Source organism: Rhodococcus sp. NFXS4 (genome assembly GCF_058139645.1).
Genome location: NZ_CP192221.1, coordinates 2,671,173 through 2,698,141, shown reverse-complemented (window position 1 = coordinate 2,698,141; position 26,969 = coordinate 2,671,173). Strand labels below are relative to the sequence as shown.

General features: G+C 69.3%; 25 protein-coding genes. 17 read left to right on the top strand and 8 right to left on the bottom strand.

Annotated features, from left to right (window positions below; translation table 11 throughout):
* The first annotated feature begins 193 nt into the window (after positions 1-193).
* Both J4E04_RS12605 and rsrA read left to right on the top strand, forming a co-directional pair.
* The gene (locus J4E04_RS12605; protein ID WP_037186858.1) at positions 194-820 is read left to right on the top strand and encodes a sigma-70 family RNA polymerase sigma factor; all 627 of its coding nucleotides are present in this window, start codon (positions 194-196) and stop codon (positions 818-820) included.
* Positions 817-1,089 (top strand): mycothiol system anti-sigma-R factor, encoded by a 273-nt coding sequence (gene rsrA, locus J4E04_RS12600; RefSeq protein WP_027506855.1) that lies wholly within the window; start codon positions 817-819, stop codon positions 1,087-1,089. Before J4E04_RS12605 ends, rsrA begins: the two co-directional genes overlap by 4 nt.
* A gap of 64 nt (positions 1,090-1,153) precedes the next feature.
* Here the strand turns inward: rsrA and J4E04_RS12595 are convergent, their stop codons facing one another.
* Positions 1,154-1,228: a 50S ribosomal protein bL37 gene (locus tag J4E04_RS12595; RefSeq protein ID WP_110293457.1), complete on the bottom strand. Its 75-nt coding sequence runs from the start codon at positions 1,226-1,228 to the stop codon at positions 1,154-1,156.
* Between the two features lie 139 nt (positions 1,229-1,367).
* Between J4E04_RS12595 and J4E04_RS12590 the strand changes: the two genes are divergently transcribed.
* Positions 1,368-1,583: a biotin/lipoyl-binding carrier protein gene (locus J4E04_RS12590; protein ID WP_027506854.1), complete on the top strand. Its 216-nt coding sequence runs from the start codon at positions 1,368-1,370 to the stop codon at positions 1,581-1,583.
* 52 nt (positions 1,584-1,635) lie between these two features.
* Positions 1,636-3,150: a sensor histidine kinase gene (locus tag J4E04_RS12585; protein WP_222627108.1), complete on the top strand. Its 1,515-nt coding sequence runs from the start codon at positions 1,636-1,638 to the stop codon at positions 3,148-3,150.
* 75 nt (positions 3,151-3,225) lie between these two features.
* Here the strand turns inward: J4E04_RS12585 and J4E04_RS12580 are convergent, their stop codons facing one another.
* Positions 3,226-3,480 carry a WhiB family transcriptional regulator gene (locus tag J4E04_RS12580; RefSeq protein WP_027506852.1) on the bottom strand — a complete coding sequence of 85 codons (255 nt, stop codon included), beginning with the start codon at positions 3,478-3,480 and terminating at the stop codon, positions 3,226-3,228.
* A gap of 259 nt (positions 3,481-3,739) precedes the next feature.
* A complete protein-coding gene (locus J4E04_RS12575) occupies positions 3,740-4,705 on the bottom strand; it encodes a diacylglycerol/lipid kinase family protein (RefSeq protein ID WP_027506851.1) in 966 nt (321 codons plus the stop codon).
* A gap of 87 nt (positions 4,706-4,792) precedes the next feature.
* Between J4E04_RS12575 and J4E04_RS12570 the strand changes: the two genes are divergently transcribed.
* Complete coding sequence (locus J4E04_RS12570) at positions 4,793-5,215, top strand: hypothetical protein (protein WP_490150550.1); 423 nt, start codon at positions 4,793-4,795, stop codon at positions 5,213-5,215.
* Between the two features lie 27 nt (positions 5,216-5,242).
* Here J4E04_RS12570 and J4E04_RS12565 read toward each other — a convergent pair whose 3' ends face one another.
* On the bottom strand, positions 5,243-5,902 hold the full coding sequence (locus tag J4E04_RS12565; protein ID WP_081821426.1) for an acid phosphatase: 660 nt from the start codon (positions 5,900-5,902) through the stop codon (positions 5,243-5,245).
* A gap of 172 nt (positions 5,903-6,074) precedes the next feature.
* On the opposite strand from J4E04_RS12565, the gene J4E04_RS12560 reads away from it, so the two are divergent.
* Complete coding sequence (locus J4E04_RS12560) at positions 6,075-7,646, top strand: DHA2 family efflux MFS transporter permease subunit (protein WP_081821425.1); 1,572 nt, start codon at positions 6,075-6,077, stop codon at positions 7,644-7,646.
* A 96-nt stretch (positions 7,647-7,742) separates the two neighbouring features.
* On the top strand, positions 7,743-8,537 hold the full coding sequence (locus J4E04_RS12555; RefSeq protein WP_222627106.1) for a ParA family protein: 795 nt from the start codon (positions 7,743-7,745) through the stop codon (positions 8,535-8,537).
* A gap of 3 nt (positions 8,538-8,540) precedes the next feature.
* Here the strand turns inward: J4E04_RS12555 and J4E04_RS12550 are convergent, their stop codons facing one another.
* Both J4E04_RS12550 and J4E04_RS12545 read right to left on the bottom strand, forming a co-directional pair.
* Complete coding sequence (locus tag J4E04_RS12550) at positions 8,541-9,773, bottom strand: Rv3212 family protein (RefSeq protein WP_490148711.1); 1,233 nt, start codon at positions 9,771-9,773, stop codon at positions 8,541-8,543.
* Between the two features lie 16 nt (positions 9,774-9,789).
* The gene (locus J4E04_RS12545; protein WP_037186721.1) at positions 9,790-11,460 is read right to left on the bottom strand and encodes a DEAD/DEAH box helicase; all 1,671 of its coding nucleotides are present in this window, start codon (positions 11,458-11,460) and stop codon (positions 9,790-9,792) included.
* 320 nt (positions 11,461-11,780) lie between these two features.
* Here J4E04_RS12545 and J4E04_RS12540 point away from each other — a divergent pair, with 320 nt between their 5' ends.
* Positions 11,781-12,512 (top strand): ferritin-like fold-containing protein, encoded by a 732-nt coding sequence (locus tag J4E04_RS12540; protein ID WP_051613614.1) that lies wholly within the window; start codon positions 11,781-11,783, stop codon positions 12,510-12,512.
* A gap of 109 nt (positions 12,513-12,621) precedes the next feature.
* Entirely contained in the window at positions 12,622-12,855 is a 234-nt protein-coding gene (locus J4E04_RS12535) for a DUF3107 domain-containing protein (protein ID WP_027506844.1), read from the top strand.
* Between the two features lie 82 nt (positions 12,856-12,937).
* Here J4E04_RS12535 and fasR read toward each other — a convergent pair whose 3' ends face one another.
* The gene (gene fasR / locus J4E04_RS12530) at positions 12,938-13,588 is read right to left on the bottom strand and encodes an HTH-type transcriptional activator FasR (protein WP_027506843.1); all 651 of its coding nucleotides are present in this window, start codon (positions 13,586-13,588) and stop codon (positions 12,938-12,940) included.
* 149 nt (positions 13,589-13,737) lie between these two features.
* Here fasR and J4E04_RS12525 point away from each other — a divergent pair, with 149 nt between their 5' ends.
* The 3 genes from J4E04_RS12525 (at position 13,738) to J4E04_RS12515 (ending at position 16,886) form a co-directional block, all read left to right on the top strand.
* Positions 13,738-14,751 carry a DUF3152 domain-containing protein gene (locus tag J4E04_RS12525; RefSeq protein ID WP_490148710.1) on the top strand — a complete coding sequence of 338 codons (1,014 nt, stop codon included), beginning with the start codon at positions 13,738-13,740 and terminating at the stop codon, positions 14,749-14,751.
* A gap of 19 nt (positions 14,752-14,770) precedes the next feature.
* The gene (gene moeB / locus J4E04_RS12520) at positions 14,771-15,949 is read left to right on the top strand and encodes a molybdopterin-synthase adenylyltransferase MoeB (RefSeq protein WP_222647036.1); all 1,179 of its coding nucleotides are present in this window, start codon (positions 14,771-14,773) and stop codon (positions 15,947-15,949) included.
* Between the two features lie 82 nt (positions 15,950-16,031).
* Entirely contained in the window at positions 16,032-16,886 is an 855-nt protein-coding gene (locus tag J4E04_RS12515; protein WP_027506841.1) for a TIGR02569 family protein, read from the top strand.
* Here J4E04_RS12515 and J4E04_RS12510 read toward each other — a convergent pair.
* On the bottom strand, positions 16,883-17,578 hold the full coding sequence (locus J4E04_RS12510; RefSeq protein WP_222650431.1) for a FadR/GntR family transcriptional regulator: 696 nt from the start codon (positions 17,576-17,578) through the stop codon (positions 16,883-16,885). The genes J4E04_RS12515 and J4E04_RS12510 overlap by 4 nt on opposite strands.
* Before the next feature lie 87 nt (positions 17,579-17,665).
* On the opposite strand from J4E04_RS12510, the gene J4E04_RS12505 reads away from it, so the two are divergent.
* From J4E04_RS12505 to nirB, 5 genes are all read left to right on the top strand, one after another.
* Positions 17,666-18,982, top strand: coding sequence for an MFS transporter (locus J4E04_RS12505; protein WP_490148709.1), 1,317 nt, complete (start codon positions 17,666-17,668; stop codon positions 18,980-18,982).
* A 134-nt stretch (positions 18,983-19,116) separates the two neighbouring features.
* A complete protein-coding gene (locus J4E04_RS12500; RefSeq protein WP_373425225.1) occupies positions 19,117-20,589 on the top strand; it encodes a nitrate/nitrite transporter in 1,473 nt (490 codons plus the stop codon).
* Positions 20,586-22,751 carry a molybdopterin oxidoreductase family protein gene (locus J4E04_RS12495; protein WP_490148708.1) on the top strand — a complete coding sequence of 722 codons (2,166 nt, stop codon included), beginning with the start codon at positions 20,586-20,588 and terminating at the stop codon, positions 22,749-22,751. Before J4E04_RS12500 ends, J4E04_RS12495 begins: the two co-directional genes overlap by 4 nt.
* Positions 22,748-24,283, top strand: a complete 1,536-nt coding sequence (locus J4E04_RS12490; RefSeq protein ID WP_490148707.1) for an FAD-dependent oxidoreductase — start codon at positions 22,748-22,750, stop codon at positions 24,281-24,283. Before J4E04_RS12495 ends, J4E04_RS12490 begins: the two co-directional genes overlap by 4 nt.
* A 47-nt stretch (positions 24,284-24,330) precedes the next feature.
* Positions 24,331-26,844: a nitrite reductase large subunit NirB gene (nirB, locus tag J4E04_RS12485; protein WP_490148706.1), complete on the top strand. Its 2,514-nt coding sequence runs from the start codon at positions 24,331-24,333 to the stop codon at positions 26,842-26,844.
* Positions 26,845-26,969: the final 125 nt, after the last annotated feature.

Sequence of the window (26,969 nt, the reverse complement as noted above, 5' to 3'; positions counted from 1 at the left end):
GCTGACGAATGTGGTGGTGATCCCATCGGTAAAGTGGAGTCCGGACGACCACGGTGAGCTCACCGGTTCCCGGACGTCCGAGGTCGACACCTCGGAGGACGGGGCGGTCGCCGCGGGGCACACGAGAGGGGCCAGCGTGACGGATCAGCCACAGACCGAGACCGGCACCACGACGGGCGCCGTCGATCCTGCGATCCTCGAGACAGAGGACGGCATCCGCTCGCGGGAGAACGCTGCGGATCTGACGGCGCGGTTCGAGCGTGACGCGCTCCCGCTGCTCGACCAGCTGTACGGCGCGGCCCTGCGGATGACGCGGAACCCGTCCGATGCCGAGGACCTGGTCCAGGAGACGTACGTCAAGGCGTACACGGCGTTCAAGAGCTTCCGCGAGGGCACGAACCTCAAGGCGTGGCTCTACCGGATCCTGACCAACACCTACATCAACTCGTACCGGAAGAAGCAACGTCAGCCGGCGCAGTACCCGACGGACGAGATAACCGACTGGCAGCTCGCGGCCACCGCTGAGCACTCGTCCACCGGTCTACGGTCGGCCGAGGTCGAGGCGCTGGACGCCCTGCCCGACGACGACATCAAGGCGGCGCTGCAGGCGTTGCCCGAGGAGTTCCGCATGGCGGTGTACTACGCCGACGTCGAGGGCTTCCCGTACAAGGAGATCGCCGAGATCATGGGCACGCCCATCGGCACCGTGATGTCGCGGTTGCACCGCGGCCGCAAGCAACTGCGCAACGAACTGGCGGAGGTCGCTCGCGACCGTGGATTCAACCGGTCCGCCGCGGCGACCGAGGAGGTAGCACGATGAGCGGCAACGAGTTCGAGGACCTGGACTGCTCGGCCGTCATCGCCGACGTGTGGACGTTGCTCGACAACGAGTGCGACGAGGCCAGCAGGCAGCGCGTGCAGCGTCACCTCGACAGTTGTGGTTCGTGCCTCGCGCAGTACGGCATCGAGGAGAAGATCAAGTCTCTCGTCGGCCGCAAGTGCGGCGGCGAGCGGGCTCCGGAAGGCCTGCGGGAGCGCCTGACGCTGGAGATCCGGCGGTCGGTGACCATCACCGCCACCGAGGACTGACCGCCTACACGACGAAGGGCCGGGACGCTGTGCGTCCCGGCCCTTCGTCGTGTGGTGCTCGTGATCAGCTGTTGGGGCGCTTGCCGTGGTTGGCTGCATTTCCCTTACGGCTGCGCTTCTTGCGTCCTCGCTTGCCCATGGTGGATCTCCTTCCTGTTCCACCCAGTTTCTCACGTGTGGTTGGCTGTACGACGAGCGGCCGTGCCTCCGGCGTGGTCCGTTCACCGAACGAGTCGACACGCGCGTGCAGACGAGCGGAACGGAACAGGGGGACCGTGATGGCCGAGGACGTCCGAGCCGAGATGGTGTCGACGGTGTTCCAGATCGTCGTCGCCGAGGGTGATCACGTGAACGAGGGCGACGCCGTGGTGGTGCTCGAGTCGATGAAGATGGAGATTCCCGTGCTCGCCGAGTCCGCGGGCACCGTGACGTCCATCGGAGTCGCCGTGGGCGACGTCATCCAGCAGGGCGACCTGATCGCCGTCATCTCCTGATCCGGTCACCACTCTGATCAGCCGACGCCGCACCGGGACAGGGTGATTCGTCGTGTCCACGCTGTCCGAGATGCTCGCCGAGCACACCGACCTGCCGGGTACGGCGGTCGATCATCTGCAACGCGTCGTGGGGGAGTGGCAGATTCTCGCGGACATCTCCTTCGCGGACCTGCTGCTCTGGGTGCCCGTCGACCATCCCGGATCGCGTGCGGTGACGTCGTCGGACACGGCGACGGTGGTGTGCGTCGCGCAGTGTCGTCCGACGACGGCCCCCACGGTGATTCCGTCGGACACGGTCGGTGCGGTGGTCGGGGAGACCGAACATCCCGAGGTCGCGGAGTGCCTGCGCACGGCGTCGATCGTGCGCGGCGGAGGTCGCCTCCCCGACGATCAGGGGCCACCCCACGACGCCGTTCCCGTGCGCGTCGACGGCCGCGTGGTCGCCGTGCTGACGCGTGACTCCGCGCCGGTCTCCGGCCGACCGCCGAGCTTGCTGGAGGCCGCGTACCGCGACTGCGCCCACCACCTCTCCGACATGATCGCGGAGGGGTCGTTCCCCTCGCCGTCCGAGAAGACGGACGTCAACTCGAGCCCACGCGTCGGCGACGGGTTCATCCGCCTCGACACCGCCGGCATGGTCACCTACGCGAGCCCCAACGCGGTGTCCGCCTACCACCGGATGGGGTTGACGGCAGATCTCCCCGGCCACGACCTCGCTGCGTCGACCCGGTCGCTCGTCACCGATCCCTTCGACGCGGAGGAGATCGCCGCCACCATCGGAGCGGCCGTCACGTCCGCCGGGGGACGACGGATGGAGGTGGACGCTCGCGGTGCCACCGTGCTGCTGCGCACGGTTCCGCTGCGCCCGGCCGGCACGTCCGTGGGCGCTCTGGTACTGGTCCGGGACGTCACCGAGGTGAAGCGTCGCGATCGCGCGCTGCTGAGCAAGGACGCGACCATCCGCGAGATCCATCACCGGGTCAAGAACAACCTGCAGACCGTCGCTGCTCTCCTGCGTCTGCAAGCTCGCCGGACCGACAACGACGAGGCCAAGGTCGCGCTGAGCGAATCGGTCCGCCGGGTCACCTCCATCGCCCTCGTCCACGACGTGCTGTCGACGTCGGTGGACGAGGTCGTCGACCTGGACGAGGTGGTCGACCGCCTGGTTCCCGTCATGGTCGACATCGGCTCGCTGTCCGCGGACGTCACCGTCGGTCGCGAGGGCAGCCTGGGCGTGTTCCCGGCCGAACGGGCGACCCCGCTGGTCATGGTGCTCACCGAGCTGGTCCAGAACTCGCTCGAGCACGGGTTCGATCCGGGTGCGCGAGGCCGTGTGACCATCGAGTCCCGACGGTCCTCACGCATGCTGGAGGTCACCGTGCGCGACGACGGCCGTGGAGTCTCCGACGACTTCGACGCGTCGGCGTCCGACCGGCTGGGACTGCAGATCGTCTCGACACTCGTCACGGTGGAGTTGGGCGGCACCATCAGCGTCGCGGCCGGGCCGGACGGGGGCACCGCTGCCGAGCTCCGCGTCCCGCTCGGACGCCGAGAACCACGCGGCTGACACGGCTGCCCCGTCGGACACACAAAAGGCCCGGCACCATGCGGTGCCGGGCCTGCGTGCGTCTTGCGAGCTGTGTCAGACCGCCGAGCGTGCGCGGGTACGCGCGTTACGACGCTTCAGCGCGCGACGCTCGTCCTCGCTCATGCCGCCCCAGACACCCGCGTCCTGACCGGACTCGAGAGCCCAGGACAGGCAGTCCGCGGTGACGGGGCACCGGTTGCACACGACCTTGGCATCAGCGATCTGTGCGAGTGCCGGGCCGCTGTTTCCCACCGGGAAGAACAGTTCCGGGTCCTCGTCGCGACAGATAGCCTTGTGGCGCCAATCCATCCTCTTACTCCTCACTGAGCGCACGACGGCGCTGTCGAATAATTGATCCTGGACTCTCGTCCGGATCGTGGGCTTGTTGTCCTGCAGTTCGCGAGCGCGGCAACCAATGTTTCCGCACTGTTACTTGTGAATGCTTTCACGAACCAAGCAGAAGTCAAGAGATGACGCGGTGCGGGTGGCCAAGCTCACTGGACCCGATTTGGTTTCACACCCGACGTCTGGTACCCGGATCGGGAGATGTGAAACACAGTAGCTTGGCCTACGGGGTATCGCCAGGTAAAGGCGCCACGACGGCGAGGGCGTCCGGTGCGGACGCGAATTCGACCTCGGTGCGTTCTCCCAGGTAGTCGCCGTCGACCTGCAGGCCGGTCGGTTCCACCGAACGCACGCGAATCCATTTCACGTCGTCCTCTCGGAGAAGCGCCCGAGAATGCGGACCGGACGTTCCGGACAGCATTTGCACGACCACTCGCAACGTCGTGAACACCTTCGTGGATCGCATTGCGAATATGCCGAGTCCGCTGTCGAACGAGGTGCCGGGGTTCGTCCGGACCGGACGTGCGTCGAGGAACGTCCACGGATCGGAGTTGGTCACGAACGCGAAGTGAACGCCCGTCACGGCCTCGCCGGTGTCGGTCTCCACGGTGAGGTGCGGGTCGCGGCGCTTGCGGCGGAAGAACGTGGTGACCGCGGTCCGGACGTAGCGCGAGGGCGTGACCGCCTCGCCGCCCTTGCGGCCTCGATCGATCGCGTCGCACACGTCCGCGTCCCATCCGAGGCCGGCGTTGAACAGGAACCATGTCTTGTCGCAGTGCCCCAGGCCGATGCGCCTGCTCGTTCCCGACTCCAGCAGATCGATGAGCTGGTTGGTGGCCTCGACCGGGTCCCTCGCGATGCCCAGCGAGCGAGCGAACACGTTGGCGGATCCGCCCGGGACGACCGCCAGCAGCGGCACGGGTCCCACGGTGACCGACTGCATGGAGGTCGGGGCAGGAACACCGAGAAGTCCGTTCACCACCTCGTTGACCGTTCCGTCGCCGCCGTGCACGATCACCAGATCGATACCGGCCCGGCGGGCCTCGGTCGCGAGTTCGCTCGCGTGTCCACGGTGCGTGGTGTGGAGCACTCTGAGCGACACCCTGCTCGCGAGCGCATGCGCCACCAGGTCTCGGCCGGCAGCCGTGGTGGACGTGGCGTTCGGGTTGACGATGAGGATGGCTCGCACGATCACTCAGAGTAGACGCGAGCGGCGGCGGCTCACGACCACCGGCGCGTGACCGTCGGCCACCTCGCGCGTGTGCTCTAGGGTGGCCTGGTGCGTCCGAAGCTGCCCGATTCCGGTGTTCCGGCACCGGTGCGCGCCGCGGGCCTGTTGGTGTCCGTGCAGGGCGCCACGGCGGTCGTGGTGGCACTCGTCCTGGTGATCCGCGGCGCCGCCGGCGCCGACGCGAGCGTCATCAACGGTTTCGGCACCGCGATCTGGTTCGCCGCACTCGGGGGCGCCGTGCTCACCGGTGGCATCGCCCTGATCCTCGGGCACCGCTGGGGCCGCGCCATCGCGATCGTCGCGCAGCTGTTGTTGCTCCCGGTGGTCTGGTCGCTCCTCACCGATTCCGGGCGGCCCGTGCTGGGCTCGTTGCTCGGCATCGTCGTCATCGGCGTCCTGGTCTGTCTGTTCAGCGGCCCCGCCACGCGGTGGCTCGCCGACGACTACGTCGAGACCGACGACGCCTGAGCGGCTCTCCGACCGACGCCGGGCAGCTCAGGAACCGAGGCGAGGATCCACGTTGTGGGTGTGGATCTGCCGGTACTCGTGCTCGTACCCCAGCACGGTGAAGCCGGCGGGCGCCAGCGCGAAGCGCTTTCCCTCGGTCACCGGTTGCTCGACCCACCGCGCGATGACCGACCTGGAGAAGTGGCCGTGTCCGACGAGCACGACGTCGCGCTCGGCGAGGGTGGGAACGACGACGGACAGGACGAGATCGGCCCGTGCGGACACGGCGTCGATGGTCTCGCCGGACGGCGACGGATGCGTCCAGACGGTCCAGTGCGGCGCGGTCTCCCGGATCTGCGGAGTGGTCAGGCCCTCGTAGTCGCCGTAGTCCCACTCGACCAGCGCGTCCCACACCCGATCGACGGTCAGTCCGGCCAGCTCCGCCGTCCGCAGCGCCCGCGATCGGGGGCTGCTGACCACCAGGGGACGTTCGAGCCCGAGCGCCGCGATGCGGTCCCCGGCGGCGCGGGCCTGGTCCTCCCCGTCGGCGGTGAGAGCGATGTCCGTCCGTCCGGTGTGTCGACCGCTCGCCGCCCACTCCGTCTGACCGTGACGGATCAACACCAGTCTGGCGTCGGAGCGCCGCGGCGACGTCCCGGACCCTCCGGACGATGCGGGTGCCGGGTCACGGGGGTCGGGGTCTGCCATGGCTCGATCATGCTCCCGGGTCGCGCCGCGTCGATGACGGAGGTCGTCCCGGTGACGGAGGTCTCGTGAAATCCGCTGGTGATCGCCGCCGGTGGGGTGTTTACTTCCTTGGTCCGATCACGCGACACCCGGCCTCGATGCCGGCGGATACAGATCAGCCAGGAGACTCCGCATGACCGATCAGAGCACCGAGAAGGGCGCGCAGGGGTCCCCGAACACCCCCGGGCAGGGTGGTGTCGACACCGGTCAGGGGCTGGACGCGGCCGTCCTCAAGATCGCCGCCGTCATCGTCATCGGCGCCATCATGTCGATCCTCGACGTGACCGTCGTGAGCGTGGCGCTGCCGACCTTCGCCTTCGAGTTCCAGACGTCCTACGCCAACGTCGCCTGGACCATGACCGGCTACACCCTCGCTCTCGCGACCGTCATCCCGCTGACCGGCTGGGCCGCGGACCGGTTCGGTACCAAACGCCTCTACATCCTGGCGCTGATCCTGTTCGTCGCCGGATCGATGCTGTGCAGCGTCGCGTGGGACATCACGTCGCTGATCGTGTTCCGCGTCCTGCAGGGCTTCGGCGGCGGCATGCTCATGCCGCTCGGCATGACGATCCTGACCCGCGCCGCCGGTCCCGAGCGCATCGGTCGTGTCATGGCCGTCCTGGGCGTACCGATGCTGCTCGGTCCGATCGCGGGCCCGATCCTCGGCGGGTGGCTCATCGACGCGGCGAGCTGGCACTGGATCTTCCTGATCAACGTGCCCATCGGCGCCGTGGCGCTGGTGGCCGCGTGGGTCATCCTCCCGAAGGACGCACCCGAGCCCTCGCAGTCCTTCGACTTCGTCGGCATGCTGCTGCTGTCGCCGGGCCTCGCGCTCTTCCTGTTCGGCGTCTCCTCGATCCCCGAGACCGGAACGGTGATGTCGGCTCGCGTACTGGTCTCCGCCGTCGTGGGGCTCGTCCTGGTCGCGGCGTTCGTGCGCCACGCCCTGCGGACCGAGCACCCGCTGATCGACCTGCGGCTGTTCGCCAACCGTCACCTGTCCGTCGCGGTGATCGCGATGAGCCTGTTCGCCATCGCGTTCTTCGGCGCGGGCCTGATCTTCCCGAGCTACTTCCTGCAGGTCCGCGGGGAGACCACGCTCATGGCCGGCCTGCTGCTCGCCCCGCAGGGACTCGGGGCGATGGTGTCGATGCCCATCGCCGGACAGCTCGCCGACAAGATCGGGCCGGGCAAGATCGTGATCACCGGCATGGTGTTCGTGACGCTGGGCATGGCCGTCTTCACGCAGGTGGGATCCTCGACCTCGTACGTCGTCCTGCTCGGCGCCCTGTTCGTCATGGGGTTGGGACTCGGCGCGACGATGATGCCGATCATGACCGCCGCGCTCCAGACGTTGGACGACGCGTCCGTCGCCCGCGGTTCGTCGCTGATGAACATCATCCAGCAGTCGGCCGGGTCGATCGGTACGGCCGTGATCTCGGTGGTGCTCACCAACCAGCTGCTCGACCGGGCGGCTGCGGGACCCGCCATCGCGGCACAGCGTGACCCGGCGATCGCCGAGCAGATCGGGCCGAATGCCGTGCAGGCCGGACTGGCGCAGGCAGCCGACGCGTTCGGCGGCACCTTCCTGGTGGCCACGATCATCGTCGCGTTCACCTTCGTGCCCGCACTCCTGTTGCCGCGCAAGAAGTTCCAGCGTGCAGACCAGGGTGACGCCGTCGCGCGCGGTGCGATGCTGCACTGAGCTCGGCCTCCGTTCCACCCCGTTCGGCCCGGTGCGGCATCACGCCACGCCGGGCCGAACGTCGCTCGACACACCGAGTGATGCCAAGATCGTGCTGTGACGACGATCCTGGCAGTGGCCAACCAGAAGGGTGGCGTCGCCAAGACGACCACCGTGGCATCGCTGGGAGCGGCGCTCGTCGCTCTGGGCCGACGAGTACTCGTGGTGGACCTCGACCCGCAGGGAAGTCTGACCTTCTCGCTGGGGCACAACCCCGACAAGCTGGAGACCTCGATCCACGAGGTCCTCACCGCCGGGGTTCCCGTGGGCGACGCCGTGCTCGGCACGGACGAGGGTGTGGACCTGCTCCCGGCGACCATCGACCTGGCCGGCGCCGAGGCGCTGTTGCTCATGCGTCCAGGCCGCGAGTACACCCTCAAACGCGCCCTCGCGCCCCTCCTCGAGAACTACGACGTCATCGTGCTGGACTGCCCGCCCTCACTGGGCGTGCTCACCCTGAACGGGCTGACGGCCGCGACGAGCGTGCTGATCCCGCTGCAGTGCGAGACGCTCGCTCACCGCGGTGTGGGTCAGCTGTTGCGCACCGTCAGTGAGGTCCAGCAGATCACCAACCCCGATCTGACACTCCTGGGCGCTCTCGCGACCCTGTACGACGCCCGCACCACGCACAGCCGTGACGTCCTCGCGGACGTGTCCGGTCGGTACGACATCCCGGTGCTCGCGCCGCCGATCCCGCGCACCGTGCGGTTCGCGGAAGCGTCGGCGTCCGGCACCTCGGTGATCGCGGGACGTAAGAACAAGGGCGCTCAGGCGTACCGCGACCTCGCCGACAACCTGGCCGCGCACTGGACCGAGGGCGCACCCCTGGCCACGTACGACGCCGACGCCTGAGGCTCAGCCCAGGGCGACGGTCTCGGCACCGCGGCGCTCGAACACGCTGGTGCCGAGGACGGACAGTGCGACCGGTCCGGTGTACTCGCCGCGGTCCACTTCGATCGTGCGGGAGGCGACGCCGTTCTCCGGATCCACCACCGCGATACCGCCGGGAACCGGGACGAGGAGCTGACCGGCCATCACAGCACCCGCGCCGAGAGTTCCGGCGAGAACCCAGCGCTGTGACAGATCGGACTGCGTGAAGCCGACGGTGTCGGCGCCCGTCCACCAGGAGACGACGGAACCGGTACGCACGATGTCGGATGCGAGGGCGTCGGCGGACGGTGTGGTGACGTCGGCAGTCACGGCCTGCGCGGAGACGAAGTTGGCGGACCCGTCGAAGAGTGCCACCCGGGCGACCTCGCTCCCGGCCGGGGGGAGGTAGACCGCGAGGCGATCCCCGACCACCGCGAGGACGCGTGCTGACGCTTCGTCCGCGGGGACGTCGGCCAGGATGGTCGAGCCGTACACGTCGGGCACCGTGTTGTCCTTCGGTGCGGGGTTCATCGACGTCAGGCGCAGGCCTTCCTCACCGGGACACCGTTCCAGCACGGCGAGGCGGGTGCTCGCGGACGCGCTCGACACGAGGTCGCATCCGGTGCGGGGTTGGCTGCGCGGGTTGACCGGGGCGTCGACACGCCCGTACTCGAGTGTGCGCACGAGGTCGGAGCGCCAGAGTTCGAGGCGCGTGGCGCCGAGTTCGGTCACGTACGTGCCGTCGAACGACAACCGGACCGGGTCGTCGGCGTCGTTGGTGCGCTGGTCCTCGCGCGCTCCGGTGGACCCGTCGAGCTCGGTGACCTGGCCGCATCCCCGGCCGTCCCGGAACACCGCCACCGCCGCGTCCCACGCCCCCACGACCGAGCAGAGGGCCCGGTCACGCGTGTAGGACCAGGACGGCGAGCCGGTGGCGGGATCGAGTCCGGTCACCGCGTCGCCGGTGGAGACGACGACGGCTCCGCCGACGGTGGTCGGTGCCCCGGTTCCGGTGTCGTCGGCGCGCCAGATCTCCGAGAACGACTCGGGCACCGACAATGCCGACGCCGGGGCGGTGAGAGGCACGTCGGCGACCACGGACGTGGTGCCGCGAGCGTCGCTGCGGAACCAGATCACCGAGGCGCCCACCAGGACGACCACGACGATCACCACAGCGGCGATCACGTCGACGCGGGTGCGCCGTTCGGGAGCGAGCACGTCAGGTACGTGACGGTCAGTCGGACGTACCGGCGGACGACGAGGCCTCCGCCGACGCGCCGTTCTCACCGGCGTGCGCCGCGGACCCGGCGGACGACCGGCGTCGACGGCGACGACGGGGCTTGTCCGACGTGGATCCGTCACCGGACGCCTCGGCGGGACCTGTCGTGGCCGAACTGTCCGCGGTGGCGGCAGCGTCGGCGTGGCCCCCGCCGCGGGTGCGGCGACGTGACCGGCTCCGGCGCGACGTGGTGGTGGCCTCGCCGTCCGACGCCTGGTCCGAGTTCTCGCTCCGGCTCGAGCGGGTGTCCGTCTTCTCGGCGGCGGGAGTCTCGGCGCGCCGCTTCGCGATGCTGCCCGTGGTGCCGTGCGGGATGTTCAGCTCCGCGTACAGGTGCTCGGAGCTGGAGTACGTCTCCACCGGGTCGGGGATGTCGAGGCCGAGGGCCTTGTCGATCAGCTGCCAGCGGGGGATGTCGTCCCAGTCGACCAGCGTGACGGCGATACCGGTGCGGCCCGCACGACCCGTACGTCCGATGCGGTGGACGTACGTCTTCTCGTCCTCGGGGCACTGGTAGTTGATGACGTGGGTGACGTCGTCGATGTCGATACCGCGCGCCGCGACGTCGGTGGCGACGAGCACGTCGATCTTGCCGGAGCGGAACGCCGCGAGCGACTTCTCGCGGGCGACCTGCCCGAGATCACCGTGGACGGCGCCGACGGAGAATCCGCGCTCGGCCAGATCGTCGGCGACCTTCTGGGCAGTGCGCTTGGTGCGCGTGAAGATCATCGTGGCGCCGCGGCCCTCGGCCTGCAGCACCCGCGCGACCATCTCCGCCTTGTCCAGTGCGTGTGCCCGGTAGACGTGCTGGGCGGTGCGCTCGTGGATCGCGGAGGACTCGGCCTCCTCGGCGCGGATGTGCGTCGGCCGAGTGAGGAACGTGCGGGCGAGCGTGATGATCGGCCCGGGCATGGTCGCCGAGAACAGCATGGTCTGACGCTTCTCCGGCACCATGCTCATGAGGCGCTCGATGTCGGGGAGGAAGCCCAGGTCCAGCATCTCGTCGGCCTCGTCGAGCACCAGGACGCCGACCTTGCCCAGGACGAGGTGGCCCTGCTTGGCCAGGTCGAGAAGTCGTCCGGGGGTGCCGACGACGACGTCGACGCCGGTCCGCAGGGTCTCGATCTGGGCCTCGTAGGGCCGTCCGCCGTAGATCGACATGACCTTCACGCGACCGTTGGCCGAGTGCAGGTGCTTCGACGCGTTCTCCAGGTCGGAGGTGACCTGGACGCACAGCTCGCGCGTGGGAACGATGATCAGCGCACGCGGGGTGCCGTCCAGGACCGTGGTGCCCGAGCCGTCGGCCGGACCGGTGGCGAGACGGTGCAGCAGCGGGACGCCGAAGCCGAACGTCTTGCCCATGCCGGTGCGGGCCTGGCCGATGAGGTCGTCGCCCGCGAGTGCCAGGGGAAGCGTGAGTTCCTGGATCGCGAACGTGCGCTCGATGCCGATGTCGGTCAACCCACGGACGATCTCGGGGTGAACGCCCAGCTCGGCGAAGGTCGGGGGAGTGTGGGTGGTGTCCAGGGTGGCCGAGACGGTGGTCTCCGCCACGTCGTCGGTCTCGTGGTCCACAGTGATCTTGCTCAGTGTTTCGGCCTTTCTCGTCTCTCGCCTCGCACGCACGACGAGGGCCAGGCCGCTCCGCGGCCGGTGTCGAAACCCTCGATTCGTCGACAGGCGCGATCGGGGTCGGCCGCAGATGCGGCGACACGATCGGCGGCAGACACGAATCAGGTGCGCGCACAATGTCGTGAGCACGGCTCCCGGTGCTCGCCGCGATCGCCTCCGACGGAGGTGACCACGGTGCGTCGAGCCGGCGTGCGGACCGTCTCGGTCCCTGCTGCCGGCACCGGTGGAGCGTGCTCGCGACCTATTCTACCTGGTCGGCACCCGACTCCGCGGTTCCGCTCACGCGAGCCGTGTCGACGGTAGTCTCGGCAGCCATGCGAACAGATTCGGATCCACAGCACGGCGGGTCCACTCCGAACGTCCCGTCCGGGTCCGACGAGGGCCTTGCGACCGGGGGAACCGTGCCGGGTGATCACCCCGGAATCATCAGTCTCCTGGGCGTTCTCGCGTACGGCGAGATCTCGGCGTTCTACCGGTTGGTCGACGACGCTCGGATGGCCCCGACGCTCGGCGACCGCATCGCCATGGCGAGCATGGCAGCCGCCGAGATGAACCACTTCGAGGTGCTCGAGGCGGCCCTCGCGGAGCGCGGGCGGGACGTCCTGTCGGTCACCGAGCCTTTCGCCGCCGCTCTCGACGCCTACCATGCCTCGACGCTGCCCTCGACGTGGATGGAGGTGCTCGTCAAGACCTACGTCGCAGACGGCCTCGCCGCCGATTTCTACCGCGAGATCGCGCACAGCCTCCCGGACGACATCGCCGCCACCGTGCGCGAGGTGCTCGCCGAGACGGGCCACTCGGAGTTCGTCGTCACCGAGGTGGTGGCGCGTGTCGCGGCGAGTGCCGCGGACAAGGACCGGTTGATGCTCTGGGGACGCCGCCTGCTCGGGGAGGCCATCACCCAGGCGCAGTTCGTCCTGGCGCAGCGCGAGGAGCTGACCGAACTGGTCATGACGGCGTCGGGCGATTTCAACGGCATCGTGGCGCTGTTCGACCGCATGCAGGTCCGGCATTCCGAGCGGATGGCGATTCTCGGCCTCGTCTGACTCGTGTCGGTGTTCGCTGTGGGCGTGTGCGTCACGCACTCACCGGCGGCCGGTGCTGCTCTAACCTGAAGTGGACAGCAGGTTCGCGACAACGTTTCGGAGGTCGGCCGTGGAGGTCAAGATCGGAATTTCGGACAGCCCACGGGAATTGGTCATCAACAGCGCGCAGACGCCCGACGAGGTGGAGACCCTGGTCTCGAAGGCCTTCGGCGGCGAGGGTGTGCTGTCGTTGGTGGACGAGAAGGGCCGCAAGTTCCTGGTGCCCGCGGGCAAGCTCGCGTACGTGGAGATCGGTCCGTCCGACAGTCGTCGGGTCGGTTTCGCGTCGTCCGGCACCGCCTGACCGACGCGCCCACCGCGCACGAGGAACGGCCCCGCACCTGCTGGTGCGGGGCCGTCGTGGTCGTGAGACCGGGGTGCGTCGCCTACTGGGACTGCAGGGGGACGTGCGAGAGACCACCCCAGGCGAGGGTGACGGTGGTGTCCACCGCTTCCTCCTTGGTGATGGGACGATCCGCCTCGAGCCAGTAGCGGGCGGTGAACTGGCTCGCGCCCACGAGGCCGACGGCGAGGATGCGGGCACGGTGCGGGTCGAGTCCGGAGTCGTGGCTGACGAGGTCGAACACGGCGTCGACGCAGGCCTCGGTGGCCTGATCGACGCGGCTCTGCACCTGAGGATCGCCCATGAGGTCCGACTCGAACACCAGGCGGAATCCCTGGCTGTCGTTGTCGACGAAATCGTAGAACGCGAGCACGGCGGCCCGGACGCGCTTGTGGTTGTCCGTCGTCGACCGCAGCGCCTGGCGCAGACCCGAGATGAGGCTGTCGACGTAGTTCTGCAGCACCGCGACGTAGAGGTCGAGCTTGCCGGGGAAGTGCTGGTACAGAACAGGTTTGCTGACGCCCGCGCATTCCGCGATCTCGTCCATCCCCGCGGCGTGGTACCCGCGGGCGACGAAGATCTCCCCGGCAGCGGCGAGGAGTTGGGCGCGGCGTGCATCACGGGGCAGTCGAGCACTGCGCCGGCCACTCCCGGTCCCGCCCACGGAGGAGCTTCGGTCGGCGACGTCTGTCATGTGTTTCGTGTGTCCCATCCGCCGCGACACCGGTGGACGAGGATCACTCAGACATCGGAACTACGCGGCATGAAAGTTCTTCCGGATCGTGACGACGATACCCCGGCGCGCCGACCGGAGGCCGCAGACGCGTGTGAGAACCTGGATCGGTGAGTGACCGACGGCAACCGCAGAGAGAGCCTGCGACGCGTGACGACCGTGCGCGACGCTCGCATCAGCCTCTGCGCGCCCAGTGGGATCCCACCGCGGTCGATCCCGGACGCACACGCGCCGCACGGCCGGAGCGCAGCGCCCGGAAGCAGAGCCGGCTGGGGCGGTTCACGTCGACCTACGGTTGGCGCGCCTACGCGATCCCGATCCTCGCGGTCGTGACGGTGCTCGTGGTCGTCGACGCGATACGCGATCCCGGAACCGCGTCCACGACGGACTCGGCACCCGGATTCCCCGCGCTGAGCAACACGACCGACGACACCGGCATCATCGGTGTCCCGCCGCAGGCCGACGGGAACTTCGCCGAGACGGTGTCCAGCGGTCAGCTGCCCGACGGCGGTCAGTTCGCGGTGCAGGGCGCAGGCACGTGGCGCGTGGTGTCGGGAGTCACCGACCAGGTGGGCCAGGGCACCGAACGCACGTTCACCTACACCGTCGAGATCGAGGACGGCGTGGACACGACGGGCTTCGGAGGCGACGAGTCGTTCGGTCGCCTCGTCGACCAGACTCTCGCCAATCCCAAGAGCTGGACGAACGATCAGCGTTTCGCGTTCCGCCGCGTCGACACCGGTGATCCGGACTTCCGGGTCTCGCTGACGTCGCAGATGACCATCCGCGACGCGTGTGGGTACGACATCCAGCTCGAGGTGTCCTGCTACAACCCCGGTATCGGCAGGGTGGTGCTCAACGAGCCGCGCTGGGTGCGCGGCGCCGTGGCGTTCCAGGGCGACATCGGGTCGTATCGGCAGTACCAGATCAACCACGAGGTGGGCCACGCGATCGGGTACCAGGCGCACCAGCCCTGCGAGACCGACGGTGGCCTGGCCCCGATCATGATGCAGCAGACCTTCGGCACGGCGAACGACGACATCGCGGTACTCGATCCTGCGGGCGTGGTGCCGATGGACGGCAAGACCTGTCGCTTCAACCCCTGGCCGTACCCCAGGGCCTGACCGGGGAGGTACGAGGAGCATGACGATCGTCGACCCGGTGGTGGAACCGGGCCCGGAGCTGAGCCGCGAGCAGGTCGCTCGGTACAGCAGACACCTGCTGCTACCCGACGTCGGAGTGCTGGGCCAGCGGCGTCTGCGCAACGCGAGAATCCTGGTGATCGGTGCGGGCGGCTTGGGTTCGCCCGTGTTGCTGTATCTCGCCTCGGCGGGCGTGGGCACCCTCGGCATCGTCGAGTTCGACGACGTGGACGCCTCCAACCTGCAGCGACAGATCATCCACGGCGAGGCCGACATCGGTCGGCCGAAGTCGGTCAGCGCCCGCGAGTCGATCCGGGCTGTGGACTCCACCATCGAGGTCCGGCTGCACCAGGTCCGGCTCGAGCCCCGCAACGCGGTGAACCTCTTCCGCCAGTACGACCTGGTGGTGGACGGCACCGACAACTTCGCGACGCGGTACCTCGTCAACGACGCGGCCGCCGTCGCCGGCATTCCCTACGTGTGGGGATCCATCTATCGCTTCGACGGGCAGGTGTCCGTGTTCTGGGACGCCGCACCCGGCGGTCTCGGCGTCGACTACCGGGACCTCTACCCGGATCCGCCCGCGCCGGGCACTGTGCCGTCGTGTTCGGAGGCCGGCGTGCTGGGCGTGCTCTGCGGGGTCGTGGGCTCGATCATGGCGACCGAGGCCGTCAAGCTGGTGACGGGCATGGGCGACACGCTGCTCGGGCGTCTGCTGGTCTACGACGCGCGCACCATGACCTTCCGCACGGTCACCCTGCGCCGGGACCCCGGTCGCGTGCGGGTGTCCGAGGTGGAGGAGGACTACGAGGTGTCCTGCGGTGTGGCCTCGCCCCTGCCGTCGGTGGACTCGGTGGACGGCGACCTCGATCCGGCGGCCGTGCGCGCGCTGCTGGACGGCGGTGCCCCGGTGGCACTGATCGACGTGCGGGATCCGGTCGAGTGGGACATCGTGCACCTCGACGGCGCAACGCTGATGCCTCTGCCGACGGTGGTGGCCGGTGACGCGGTCGCGTCGCTGCCGACGGACCGGCCGGTGGTGCTCTACTGCAAGACGGGTGTCCGCTCGGCCGAGGCACTCGCGGTCCTGCGGTCCGCCGGCATGGCCGACGTCCACCACCTGCGCGGCGGACTCGAGGCGTGGGCGCGCGACGTCGACCCCACCGTCCCGACGTACTGACACCGGGTTCGGTCACGCGTGCCGGGACACGCGCTCACCGGGGTCTGCGGACTCGCACCGTGGCGGCGGTACGGTGGCCGTCATGACATCGGCGGAACCTCCCCAGCACGTCATCGGCACGTTCGGGCTCCGAGACGTCGCGCCGGTGGCTCTGGGAGCGGACTGGGACGGCGGTTGGCGTCTCGGTGACGTCGTCCTGTCCCCGGTGGCCGATCACGCCCGCGGTGCCTGGTCGGCGAAGGTGCGCGAAACCCTTGCGGTGGAGGGGGTTCGGCTCGCACGGCCGGTGCGGTCGACCGACGGCCGCTACGTCGTGTCCGGATGGCGCGCGGACACGTACATCGAGGGGGTTCCCGAACCCCGCCACGACGAGGTCGTCTCGCTGGCGACCCGGCTGCACGTCGCGACGTCGCAGCTCGAGAAACCGCGGTTCCTGACGCAGACGCCGGTCGCGCCGTGGAGTGACGTGGACGTGTTCGTCGCCGCTGATCGTGCTGCGTGGGAACAGGTTCCGTTCCGCTCCGCCCGTGCCGGGGGAGCGGTGGAGCCGACGTCGCCGGACGGTGTGCGCAGTGTCGAGGTGATCGGTCAGCTGGCCACCCTGCGTCGGCCGGTGCGCGAGCCCGACCAGTTGGTGCACGGAGATCTGTTCGGCACGGTGCTGTTCGACGGCGTGCAGGCTCCCGGTATCACCGACATCACCCCGTACTGGCGCCCCGCATCGTGGGCCGCGGCCGTGGTGGTCGTCGACGCGCTCTCCTGGGGCGGCGCGGACGACGGGCTCATCGGCCGCTGGGAGGACCTCCCCGAGTGGCCGCAGATGTTGTTGCGGGCGGTGATGTTCCGCCTCGCGGTGCACGCTCTGCATCCGCGCTCGACCGCCGAGGCGTTTCCCGGTCTGGCCCGTACCGCCGATCTGGTGCGCCTGATCCTCTAGTCGGTCGGCAGTGCGTCGGTGTCCCGATCATCGGCACCGTCCGCGGCGAGCTCGGTGAAGAAGCAGCGTGCGGCGGTGGCCGCCGCGTCGGCGTCCCCGGACACGACCGCTCGAACCAGGGCCGCGTGCTCCTCGTGGAACGCACGGTCGGAATCGGCGTCGTGGTCGAGGATGGTCTCCTCGATACTGGGGAGCAGGAAGTCGTAGACCTCCAGGTAGATGCTGTTGTGGCTGGCCGCGACGATGGCACGGTGCAGGGACACGTCGAGATGCAGGGCCCGGGTGCGGTCGACGTCCCACAGTGCGGTCCGATGCGCCAGGGTGTCCTCGAGCATCCGGACGTCCTCGTCGGTCCGCCGCTCGGCGGCCAGTGTGGCCGCGGTGATGTCGAGCGCCCGCCGCAGCTCCAGGACGTCGCGTCGCCGCGCGGACGAGAAGTACTTGCCGAGGGCCGACGGCATCTCCGACGACGCGAGCACGTAGGTGCCCGATCCCTGGCGCCGCTCGAGCATGCCCGCGTGCACCAGCGCCTGGACGGCCTCGCGAACGGTGTTGCGTCCCGTGCCGGTCAGCTCGGTCAACTCCGGTTCTGTGGGTATCCGCGTACCGACGGCCCACGTCCCGGACTCGATCTCGCCTCGTAACTGGTCGGTGACCTGCCCGATGAGGCTCTGTCGGCGTACGGGTTGCACGTCAGTGTCTTTCTCTCGTGTGGTGTCGGTCTCGGCCAGTCTAATAGTCCTTTGCCAGACAGGTCGGATCATCCTATGATTCGTCCCATGACTGCGACCGCCACCACTGCCGAGCCCGAGTCACGCTCGACACTGCAGGGACGGCTGTTGGTGTTCGCGGCACTCATCTTGTCCGCGTTCACACTTCGGGCAGCGGTCACCTCGGTGTCGCCGCTGTTCCCCCGGATCGGCGACGACCTCGGGTTCGGCGCCGGCGCCATCGGGCTCCTCGGGATGCTCCCGACCGCGATGTTCGCGCTGTTCGGCGTGCTCACCCCGGTCATCGCGACTCGTCTCGGACTCGAACGGACGGCACTCGCCGCGGCGGCTCTGACCGGTGTCGGCATCTTCGCGCGGGCGTTCGCCCCCGGGCTCGGGTCGCTGGCGCTGCTCTCGGCGGTCGCCCTGGCCGGTATGGGTATCGGCAACGTGGTCATCCCGCCGCTGGTCAAGCGCTACTTCTCCGACCGGCTCGCCATGATGAGCACCGTCTACATCTGCCTCCTGCAGCTGGGCACCATCGTCCCGTCGCTCACGGCGGTCCCCGTCGCCGACGCGGTCGGGTGGCGCTGGTCGCTCGCGATGTGGGGTGTGGCCGCCGTCGCCGCCGTGGTGCCGTGGACGGCCATCGTGCTGACGCGACGCACTCGCCCCGCCGCCCCCGCGGTGCGCGGTGCGGAGTCTCCGGCGCAGGACGCCGCCGTGGAGGCCGAGCTCGACGGGCCGCTCACCGAGCCGTCGGCCCAGCCGGTGGCGCCGCCCGTCCCGGTCTGGCGCACCTCGCTCGGCTGGGGGATGGCCGGCATGTTCGCGATGACGTCCATGGTCACGTACTCGATGCTGACGTGGCTGCCCTCCCTCCTGGTCGAGGCCGGCATCAGCGAGGGTGCCGCCGGTGCCTCGCTCGGGGTGTTCGCCGCGGTCGGTCTCGCGGGTTCCCTGCTCGCGCCGTCCTTCACCAGTCGGATGATCGACCCCTATCCCATCGTCATCGGCTGCGCGGTCTGCTATCTCGCAGGCTTCGCCGGCCTGCTGTGGGCGCCCGCGACGGGCACGGTGCTGTGGCTGGTGTTGGTCGGTGCAGGTCCGACGACGTTCCCGATGTCGCTCACGCTCATCAATCTGCGCACGCGCACGGCCGTCGGCTCGGCATCCCTGTCCGGCTTCACGCAGGGAGTCGGGTACACGATCGCCTGCGCCGGCCCCATTCTCTTCGGTGTGCTGCACGAGAACACCGGGGGCTGGGAGTGGTCGTTCGCGTTCCTCACGTGCGGCATCGCCGTGCTGCTGGTCGCCGCCAAGGCCGCCTGCCGTCCGCGCGTCCTCGAGGACGGGCCCGTCCGCCAGGCTCAGTCGCGACCCTGACCCTCACGAACCAGACCCTCACCGACCCGGAAACACGGACGTGAGGTCAAGTTCACGCACGGGTCACAGCGTGCAGCGCCCCCGCAACATGGTTTTCCTATCTTTGGGCTTCCCCAGAGATCAGGAGGCCACTCGTGACCAGCTTGTCGGATACCGGCGCTGCCACGGCGCCCACCGGTGCCCCCGGTGCAGTCGCTCGTAAGCACCACATCACGAACTGGGACGCGGAGGACGTCGAGGCCTGGGAGGCCGGCGGCAAGCACATCGCCCGCCGCAACCTGATCTGGTCCGTCGTCGCGGAGCACGTCGGCTTCTCCATCTGGTCCATCTGGTCCGTGATGGTGCTCTTCATGCCGATGGCGCAGTACGGCATCGACCCGGCCGGGAAGTTCTTCCTGGTGGCCGTGCCGACATTGGTCGGCGCCATCCTGCGGATCCCGTACACGTTCGCCACCGCGAAGTTCGGCGGCCGTAACTGGACGATCTTCAGCGCCCTCGTGCTGCTGATCCCGACCGTTCTGACGCTGTACTTCATGATGAATCCCGCCTCGTACACGACGTATCTCGTCGTGGCCGCGTTCGCGGGACTGGGCGGCGGCAACTTCGCCTCCTCGATGACCAACATCAACGCCTTCTATCCCCAGCGTGAGAAGGGGTGGGCCCTCGGACTGAACGCAGGCGGCGGCAACATCGGTGTCCCCGTCATCCAACTCATCGGGCTCCTCGTCATCGCGACGGTGGGCAACACCGCACCCGAGATCGTGTGCGCCGTCTACCTCGTCCTGATCGCGGTCGCCGCCGTGGGCGCGGCCCTGTACATGGACAACCTGGACAACCAGAAGACCAACGGCCGCTCCATGATCGACGTGCTGCGCTTCTCCGACTCGTGGTGGATCGCGTTCCTCTACATCGGTACGTTCGGGTCGTTCATCGGTTACAGCTTCGCGTTCGGGCAGATCCTGCAGATCAACTTCCTCGCCGGTCTGGCCGACGGGGGTGCGGTCACCCCGGCCATGCAGGCACAGGCCTCCCTGCACGCCGCTCAGATCGCGTTCATCGGCCCGCTCCTCGGTTCCCTGTCCCGACCGATCGGCGGCAAGTTCGCCGACCGCGTCGGCGGCGGCCGCATCACGATGTACACCTTCGTCGCGATGATCTTCTCCGCCGGCATCCTCGTCGCGACGTCGATGACGGACGACGCCACGGCCGGAGCGGCGACCGGATCGATGATGGTGTTCTACGTCGTCGGCTTCATCCTGCTGTTCGTGCTCTCGGGGCTCGGTAACGGCTCCGTCTACAAGATGATCCCGGCGATCTTCGCGTCGAAGTCGACGTTGCTGGTGGGGATGTCGGCCACCGAGCAGGCCGCGTGGTCCCGCCGGATGTCCGGTGCGCTCATCGGTATCGCCGGTGCGATCGGCGCGCTCGGTGGAGTGGGCATCAACCTGGTCCTGCGCGCGTCGTACTCGGGCGCGGAGAAGTCGGCGACGTCCGCCTTCTGGGTCTTCCTCGTCTTCTACGTCCTCTGCGCCGCGGCCACGTGGGCCGTGTACCTCCGCCGATCCGGCGCGCGTACCGCGAACGAGCAGGACGTGGTCACCGTATGACCGTCGCTGCATCCGTGCCGGAGACCCTTCGGCCACCGGCCATCCGAGCAGGAACGGCGACGCACTGCCCGTACTGCGGGCTGCAGTGCGCGATGACCGTCACCGGCACGGATGCAGCGAGCGCCGGGATCGAGGCCCGCCAGTTCCCGACCAACAAGGGTGGTCTCTGCCAGAAGGGGTGGACCGCCGCCGAGGTGCTGCGAGTGCCCGGCAGGCTCACCACACCACTGGTGCGTGTCGACGGGGAACTCGTCCCGACGACCTGGGACGCCGCACTCGACGCGGTGGCCACGACGCTTCGACGCGTCCGGGCCGAGCACGGCGCCGACGCGGTCGGGATCTTCGGGGCGGGCGGGCTGACCAACGAGAAGTCTTACATGCTCGGCAAGTTCGCCCGTGTCGCGCTGGGCACGTCGAACATCGACTACAACGGGCGGTTCTGCATGTCGTCGGCCGCGGCCGCCGGCAACAAGTCGTTCGGAATCGACCGAGGACTGCCGTTCCCGTTGGCGGACATCGGTTCCGCGCGGGCCGTGCTGGTGCTGGGCGGCAACGTCGCGGAGACGATGCCCCCCTTCGTGCAGCATCTCCGGACCGCCGCCGACGCGGGCGGGCTCATCGTCGCCGACCCACGGCGCACCGCGACGGTGGACCGGGCGGTGTCCGCCGGCGGAGTGCACCTGCAACTGTCGCCGGGCACCGACCTGGCGCTCGCACTGGGCCTGGTGCACCTGGCAGTGGTCGAGGGGTACGCCGATCGCGACTACATCGACTCACGCACCGAGGGTTTCGACGAGTTCTGGACGGCGGCGGCGCAGTGGTGGCCGGAGCGGACCGAGCGCGTCACCGGCGTTCCCGTCGCTCGCCTGCGGGAGACGGTGCGGTTGCTGGCGCAGTCACGGGACGCGGGTACGGGCGCCTACGTGCTCACCGCCCGTGGAGCCGAACAGCACGCGTCCGGAACCGACACGGTCTCGGCCGTCATCGGACTCTCTCTCGTGCTGGGGCTGTGCGGACGACACGGAACCGGATACGGCTGCATCACCGGCCAGGGCAACGGACAGGGCGGACGCGAGCACGGGCAGAAGGCGGACCAGCTTCCCGGATACCGCAAGATCACCGATCCCGCAGCGCGTGAACACATCTCCGCCCTCTGGGGTATCGAGGAGTCCGCACTCCCGGGTGCGGGACTGAGCGCCTATGAACTGCTCGACGCCCTCGGCACCCCCGGTGGTCCCCGCGCGCTCATGGTGCACGGCTCGAACATCGCCGTCTCGGCCCCGTGGGCCGGTCACGTCGTCGATCGGCTCGCCTCACTCGAGATGCTCGTCGTCACCGATTTCGTGCTCTCCGAGACTGCCGCGATGGCCGACGTGGTGCTGCCGACGCTGCAGTGGGCCGAGGAGGAGGGCACCATGACCTCTCTCGAGGGCCGCATCCTGCGCCGGCGCAGGGCCGTGGACGCTCCCGAGGGCGCGCGCGGGGAGCTCGACATCCTCGCCGATCTCGCCGTTCGCCTGGGCCAGCCCGCCGACCGCTTCCCCCGCGACGCACGGACGGTGTTCGAGGAGTTGCGCCGAGCGTCCCGCGGTGGCATCGCCGACTACTCGGGCGTGACCTACGAGCGTCTCGACGCCGGGGAGGCGCTGCACTGGCCGGTACCGTCGGAGACGCACGGCGGCACACCGAGACTGTTCCTCGATTGTTTCGAGACACCTACCGGGCGAGCACGTTTCGTCACGGTCGACCAGGTCGGGCCCGCAGAACCCACCGACGCCGACTTTCCTCTCCTCGCGACGACGGGGCGGGTGCTCACGCACTACCAGTCCGGTGCGCAGACCCGGCGCGTGCCGTCCCTGTCGGAGGCGGCAGGCCCGATGTTCGTCCAGGTCCACCCGGACACCGCCGGTCGCGCGGGGCTCGAGGACGGCGACGACGCGGACGTCGTCTCGCGCCGCGGAACGGTCGTCGCCCGCGTGCGGTGCGACGCGTCGATGCGGCTCGACACGGTGTTCCTGCCGTTCCACTTCGCCGATGCGGCGCGCGCCAACCTCGTGACCAACCCGGCACTCGATCCCACCAGCCGGATGCCCGAGTTCAAGGTCTGCGCGGTGCGCATCGCCGCGCACGTGGTCGGCGCGACGGACGGGGAGACCGCATGAGTGCACCTCATCGCGTGGTCGTGGTCGGGAACGGCCTCGCCGGTGCCCGGTTGCAGGAGGAGATCCACCGACGCGACGCGGATGCGGCCCGCGTCCAGGTGGTCGTCTACGGCGACGAGAATCACGCCGCGTACAACCGCATCCTGCTCTCCAACGTGGTCGCCGGGCACCTGACCCCGAGGGACACTCGAATCAAGCCCGAGAACTGGTGCGAGCGCAACGGTCTGGAGACGCACATCGGGGTCGCGGTCACGTCGATCGATCGCGAGCGCCGCACGATCACGCGCTCGGACGGGTCCACGGACACCTACGACACGCTCGTCCTCGCCACCGGGTCGCGGTCCTTCCTGCCGCCCGCGCCCGGCATGACCGACGCGGACGGTCACCCCGCGGACGGTGTGGTGGCGTTCCGCACTCTCGCCGACTGCGACGCCATCACCGCAGCAACGGGACCCGGTTCCCGCGTCGTCGTGATCGGCGCCGGGCTTCTCGGCATCGAAGCCGCACGCGGCGCCCTCATGCGCGGATCGGACGTCACCATCGTCCACCCCCGCGCGTATCCGATGGAGAAGCAGATGGACGCCGGTGGCGGCGCCGTACTGACCCGAGTGTTGCGAGAGCTGGGGATGGACGTGGCGCTGGGCGCTCGGGCCGAGGCTCTGCGTACCGCGCCCGACGGCGCGCGCGAACTCGTGTTGTCCGACGGCAGCGCGTTGCCCGCCGACCTGGTCGTCGTCGCGGCCGGGATCCGTCCGAACATCGACCTCGCCGTCGCGGCCGGGCTCGACGTCGACCGCGCTGTCGTCGTCGACGACGACCTGCGCACCTCCGACCCGCACATCCGCGCGATCGGCGAGTGCGCCCAGCACCGCGGTGAGGTCTACGGCCTGGTCCAGCCCGCCTGGGAGATGGCCGGGGTGGTCGCGGACCAGCTGTGCGGCAGCGCGTCCCGCGCCGAGTACCACGGCACCGCGCAGATCACCCGCCTCAAGGCGCACGACGTCGACCTCGCCTCGATGGGCGAGATCGACGTCGACCCGAACGACACCGAGTCCGAGGTCCTGGTCATGAGCGACCCCACCCGCGGCCGGTACGCGAAGGTCGTCGTCCGCAAGGACCGCCTGGTCGGCGCGGTGATGCTCGGCAACCCGGAAGTCGTCGGAACGCTCAGCCAGTACTTCGACGGCGGATCGCTCGTCCCCGTCGACCGTATGACCCTGCTGCTCGGGCACCTCGTCGGTGGACCCACCGAGAGCGCCAACCCGTCGACAATGCCCGACGCAGCCGTGATCTGCCGCTGCAACACCGTCACCAAGAAGCACTTGGTCAGCGCGTGGCGCGGCGGTGCCCACACCCCCGAGGCCATGGCCGAGAAGACCCGCGCCACCACCGGTTGCGGTAGCTGCGTGGGCGTCGTCGACGGCCTTTGCGACTGGCTGCACCGAGCGGATCCCGTCCCCGACAACGACCGGCCTCCGGCCTTCCCGGTCCCCGACAACGACCGGCCTCCGGCCTTCCCGGTCACCGCATGACCGACCCGAGTCACACCACCCGTTCACCGTTTCCCGAGGAGATTGTCATGACCGACCAGACCGCTCACCGCACAGCCGTGGTGGTGGGACACGGAATGGTGGGCCACCGGTTCGTCGAGGCGCTGCGCGCACGCGACACGGCCGGCGAGTGGTCCGTCACCGTCCTGTGCGAGGAGGCCCTCCCCGCCTACGACCGCGTCGGGCTCTCGTCCTACGTCGGCGCCTGGGACCACAAGGAACTCGCGTTGGCGGGCAACGACTATGTCGCGGACACCGCGGTGACCCTCCGTACCGGCGTGCGGGCCGAGTCGATCGACCGCGAGGCTCGGGTGGTCACCACCTCGGACGGTGCAGCGGTGCCGTACGACGCGCTGGTCATGGCCACGGGGTCCTACCCGTTCGTCCCGCCCATCGCGGGGCACGACCTCGATCGCTGCTTCGTCTATCGCACGATCGACGACCTGGATCGCATCCGCACCTGCGCCGACGCGGCCGGCCCCGGCGCGGTGGGGGTGGTCGTCGGCGGCGGCCTGCTCGGTCTCGAGGCCGCGAACGCCCTGAAGCAGATGGGCATGACGCCGCACGTGGTGGAATTCGCGCCGCGACTGATGCCGCTGCAGGTCGACGAGGGCGGCGGTGCGGTCCTGGCGAAGCTCGTCACCGAGCTCGGTGTCACTGTCCACGCGGGTGTCGGCACCTCGGCCATCGCCGAGAACGATCACGGCATCGACGTCACTCTGGCGGACGGCAGCGTCATCGACGCCGCCCTGCTGGTGTTCTCGGCGGGTGTCCGCCCGCAGGACGCTCTCGCTCGCACCAGCGGCCTCCCGGTCGGCGAGCGTGGTGGCATCCTCACCGACATCGGTTGCCGTACCGAGGATCCCGCGATCTACGCCATCGGCGAGTGTGCGGCCATCGAGGGCCGGTGCTACGGCCTCGTCGCTCCGGGGTACTCCAGCGCGGAGGTCGTCGCCGATCGGCTCGTCGGCGGTACCGCCGAGTTCCCGGGCGCGGACCTCTCGACCAAGCTCAAACTGCTCGGTGTCGACGTCGCCAGTTTCGGGGACGCGATGGGCGCCACCGAGGGCGCACTCGAGGTGGTACTCAACGATGCCGCGAAGGGCACCTACGCCAAGCTCGTGCTGTCGGACGACGCGAGGACTCTGCTCGGCGGCATCCTCGTGGGGGACGCGTCGGCGTACGCGACGCTGCGCCCGCTCGTCGGCCGCGAACTCCCGGGCGATCCGGCTGCACTGATCTCGCCGAGCGGCGAGAAGCTCGGCGCCGGAGCGCTTCCCGACGATGCCGAGGTGTGCTCGTGCAACGGTGTGGACAAGGGGACCATCTGCTCGGCCATCGCTGCGGGCGCCTGCGACATCGCCTCGGTCAAGTCCTGCACCGACGCCGGCACCACGTGCGGTGGCTGTCTCCCCACGATCAAGCAGTTGCTCGCCGCGTCGGGCGTGGTCATGTCGAAGGCCCTGTGCGAGCACTTCTCCCAGTCGAGGCGAGAACTGTTCGAGATCGTCGCCGGCGCGGGCATCCGCACGTTCTCCGGTCTCGTCGCCGCTCACGGCCGCGGCGCCGGCTGCGACATCTGCAAGCCGGTCGTGGCCTCGATCCTGGCGTCCACGTCCTCGGAACACATCCTCGACGGTGAGCAGGCTGCACTGCAGGACACCAACGATCACTTCCTCGCCAACATCCAGAAGAACGGCACCTACTCCGTCGTGCCGCGGATGCCGGGTGGAGAGTGCACTCCCGAACAATTGATCGTCATCGGTGAGGTGGCACGCGACTTCGGTCTGTACACCAAGGTGACGGGTGGTCAGCGCATCGACATGTTCGGCGCGCGCGTGGAGCAGCTCCCCGCCATCTGGAAGCGACTGGTCGACGCCGGCATGGAGTCGGGTCAGGCCTACGGGAAGTCGTTGCGCACCGTGAAGAGTTGCGTCGGGTCGACATGGTGTCGCTATGGCGTGCAGGACTCCGTGGGCATGGCCGTCGACCTCGAGAAGCGCTACCGGGGTCTGCGGTCCCCGCACAAGATCAAGTTCGGTGTGTCCGGCTGCGCCCGCGAATGCGCCGAGGCGCGCGGCAAGGACGTCGGCATCATCGCGACCGAGAGTGGGTGGAACCTGTACGTCGGCGGCAACGGTGGGCAGTCGCCCAAGCACGCGCAACTCCTCGCGTCGGGGCTGGACGACACCACCCTCGTCCGGTACATCGACCGGTACCTCATGTTCTACGTGCGCACGGCGGACCGCCTGCAGCGCACGGCGCCGTGGGTCGAGAGTCTCGAGGGCGGACTCGACCACCTGCGCGCCGTCGTGTGCGAGGACAGCCTGGGTATCGCCGCGGACCTCGAGGCAGCGATGGCGTCGCACGTCGAGGGCTACAGGGACGAGTGGCGGGGTGTGTTGGAGGACGAGACCAAGCTCGCGCGCTTCGTCTCGTTCGTCAACGCCCCGGAGGAGTCCGACCCTACCGTCTCGTTCGACGAGTCCGGTGCCCGCAAGGTTCCGGTCCTGATGGGGATGCCGTCCGTTCCGGTCGGGTGAGTGGCCGGGAAGGCCGGAGGCCGGCCGAGATGTGGCCGGGAAGGCCGGAGGCCGACCGAGATGTGGCCCGTCATGTCGCCGTAACGGCCGAGTAACACCAGCCCCGTAGAACTGTCCCCAGGGAG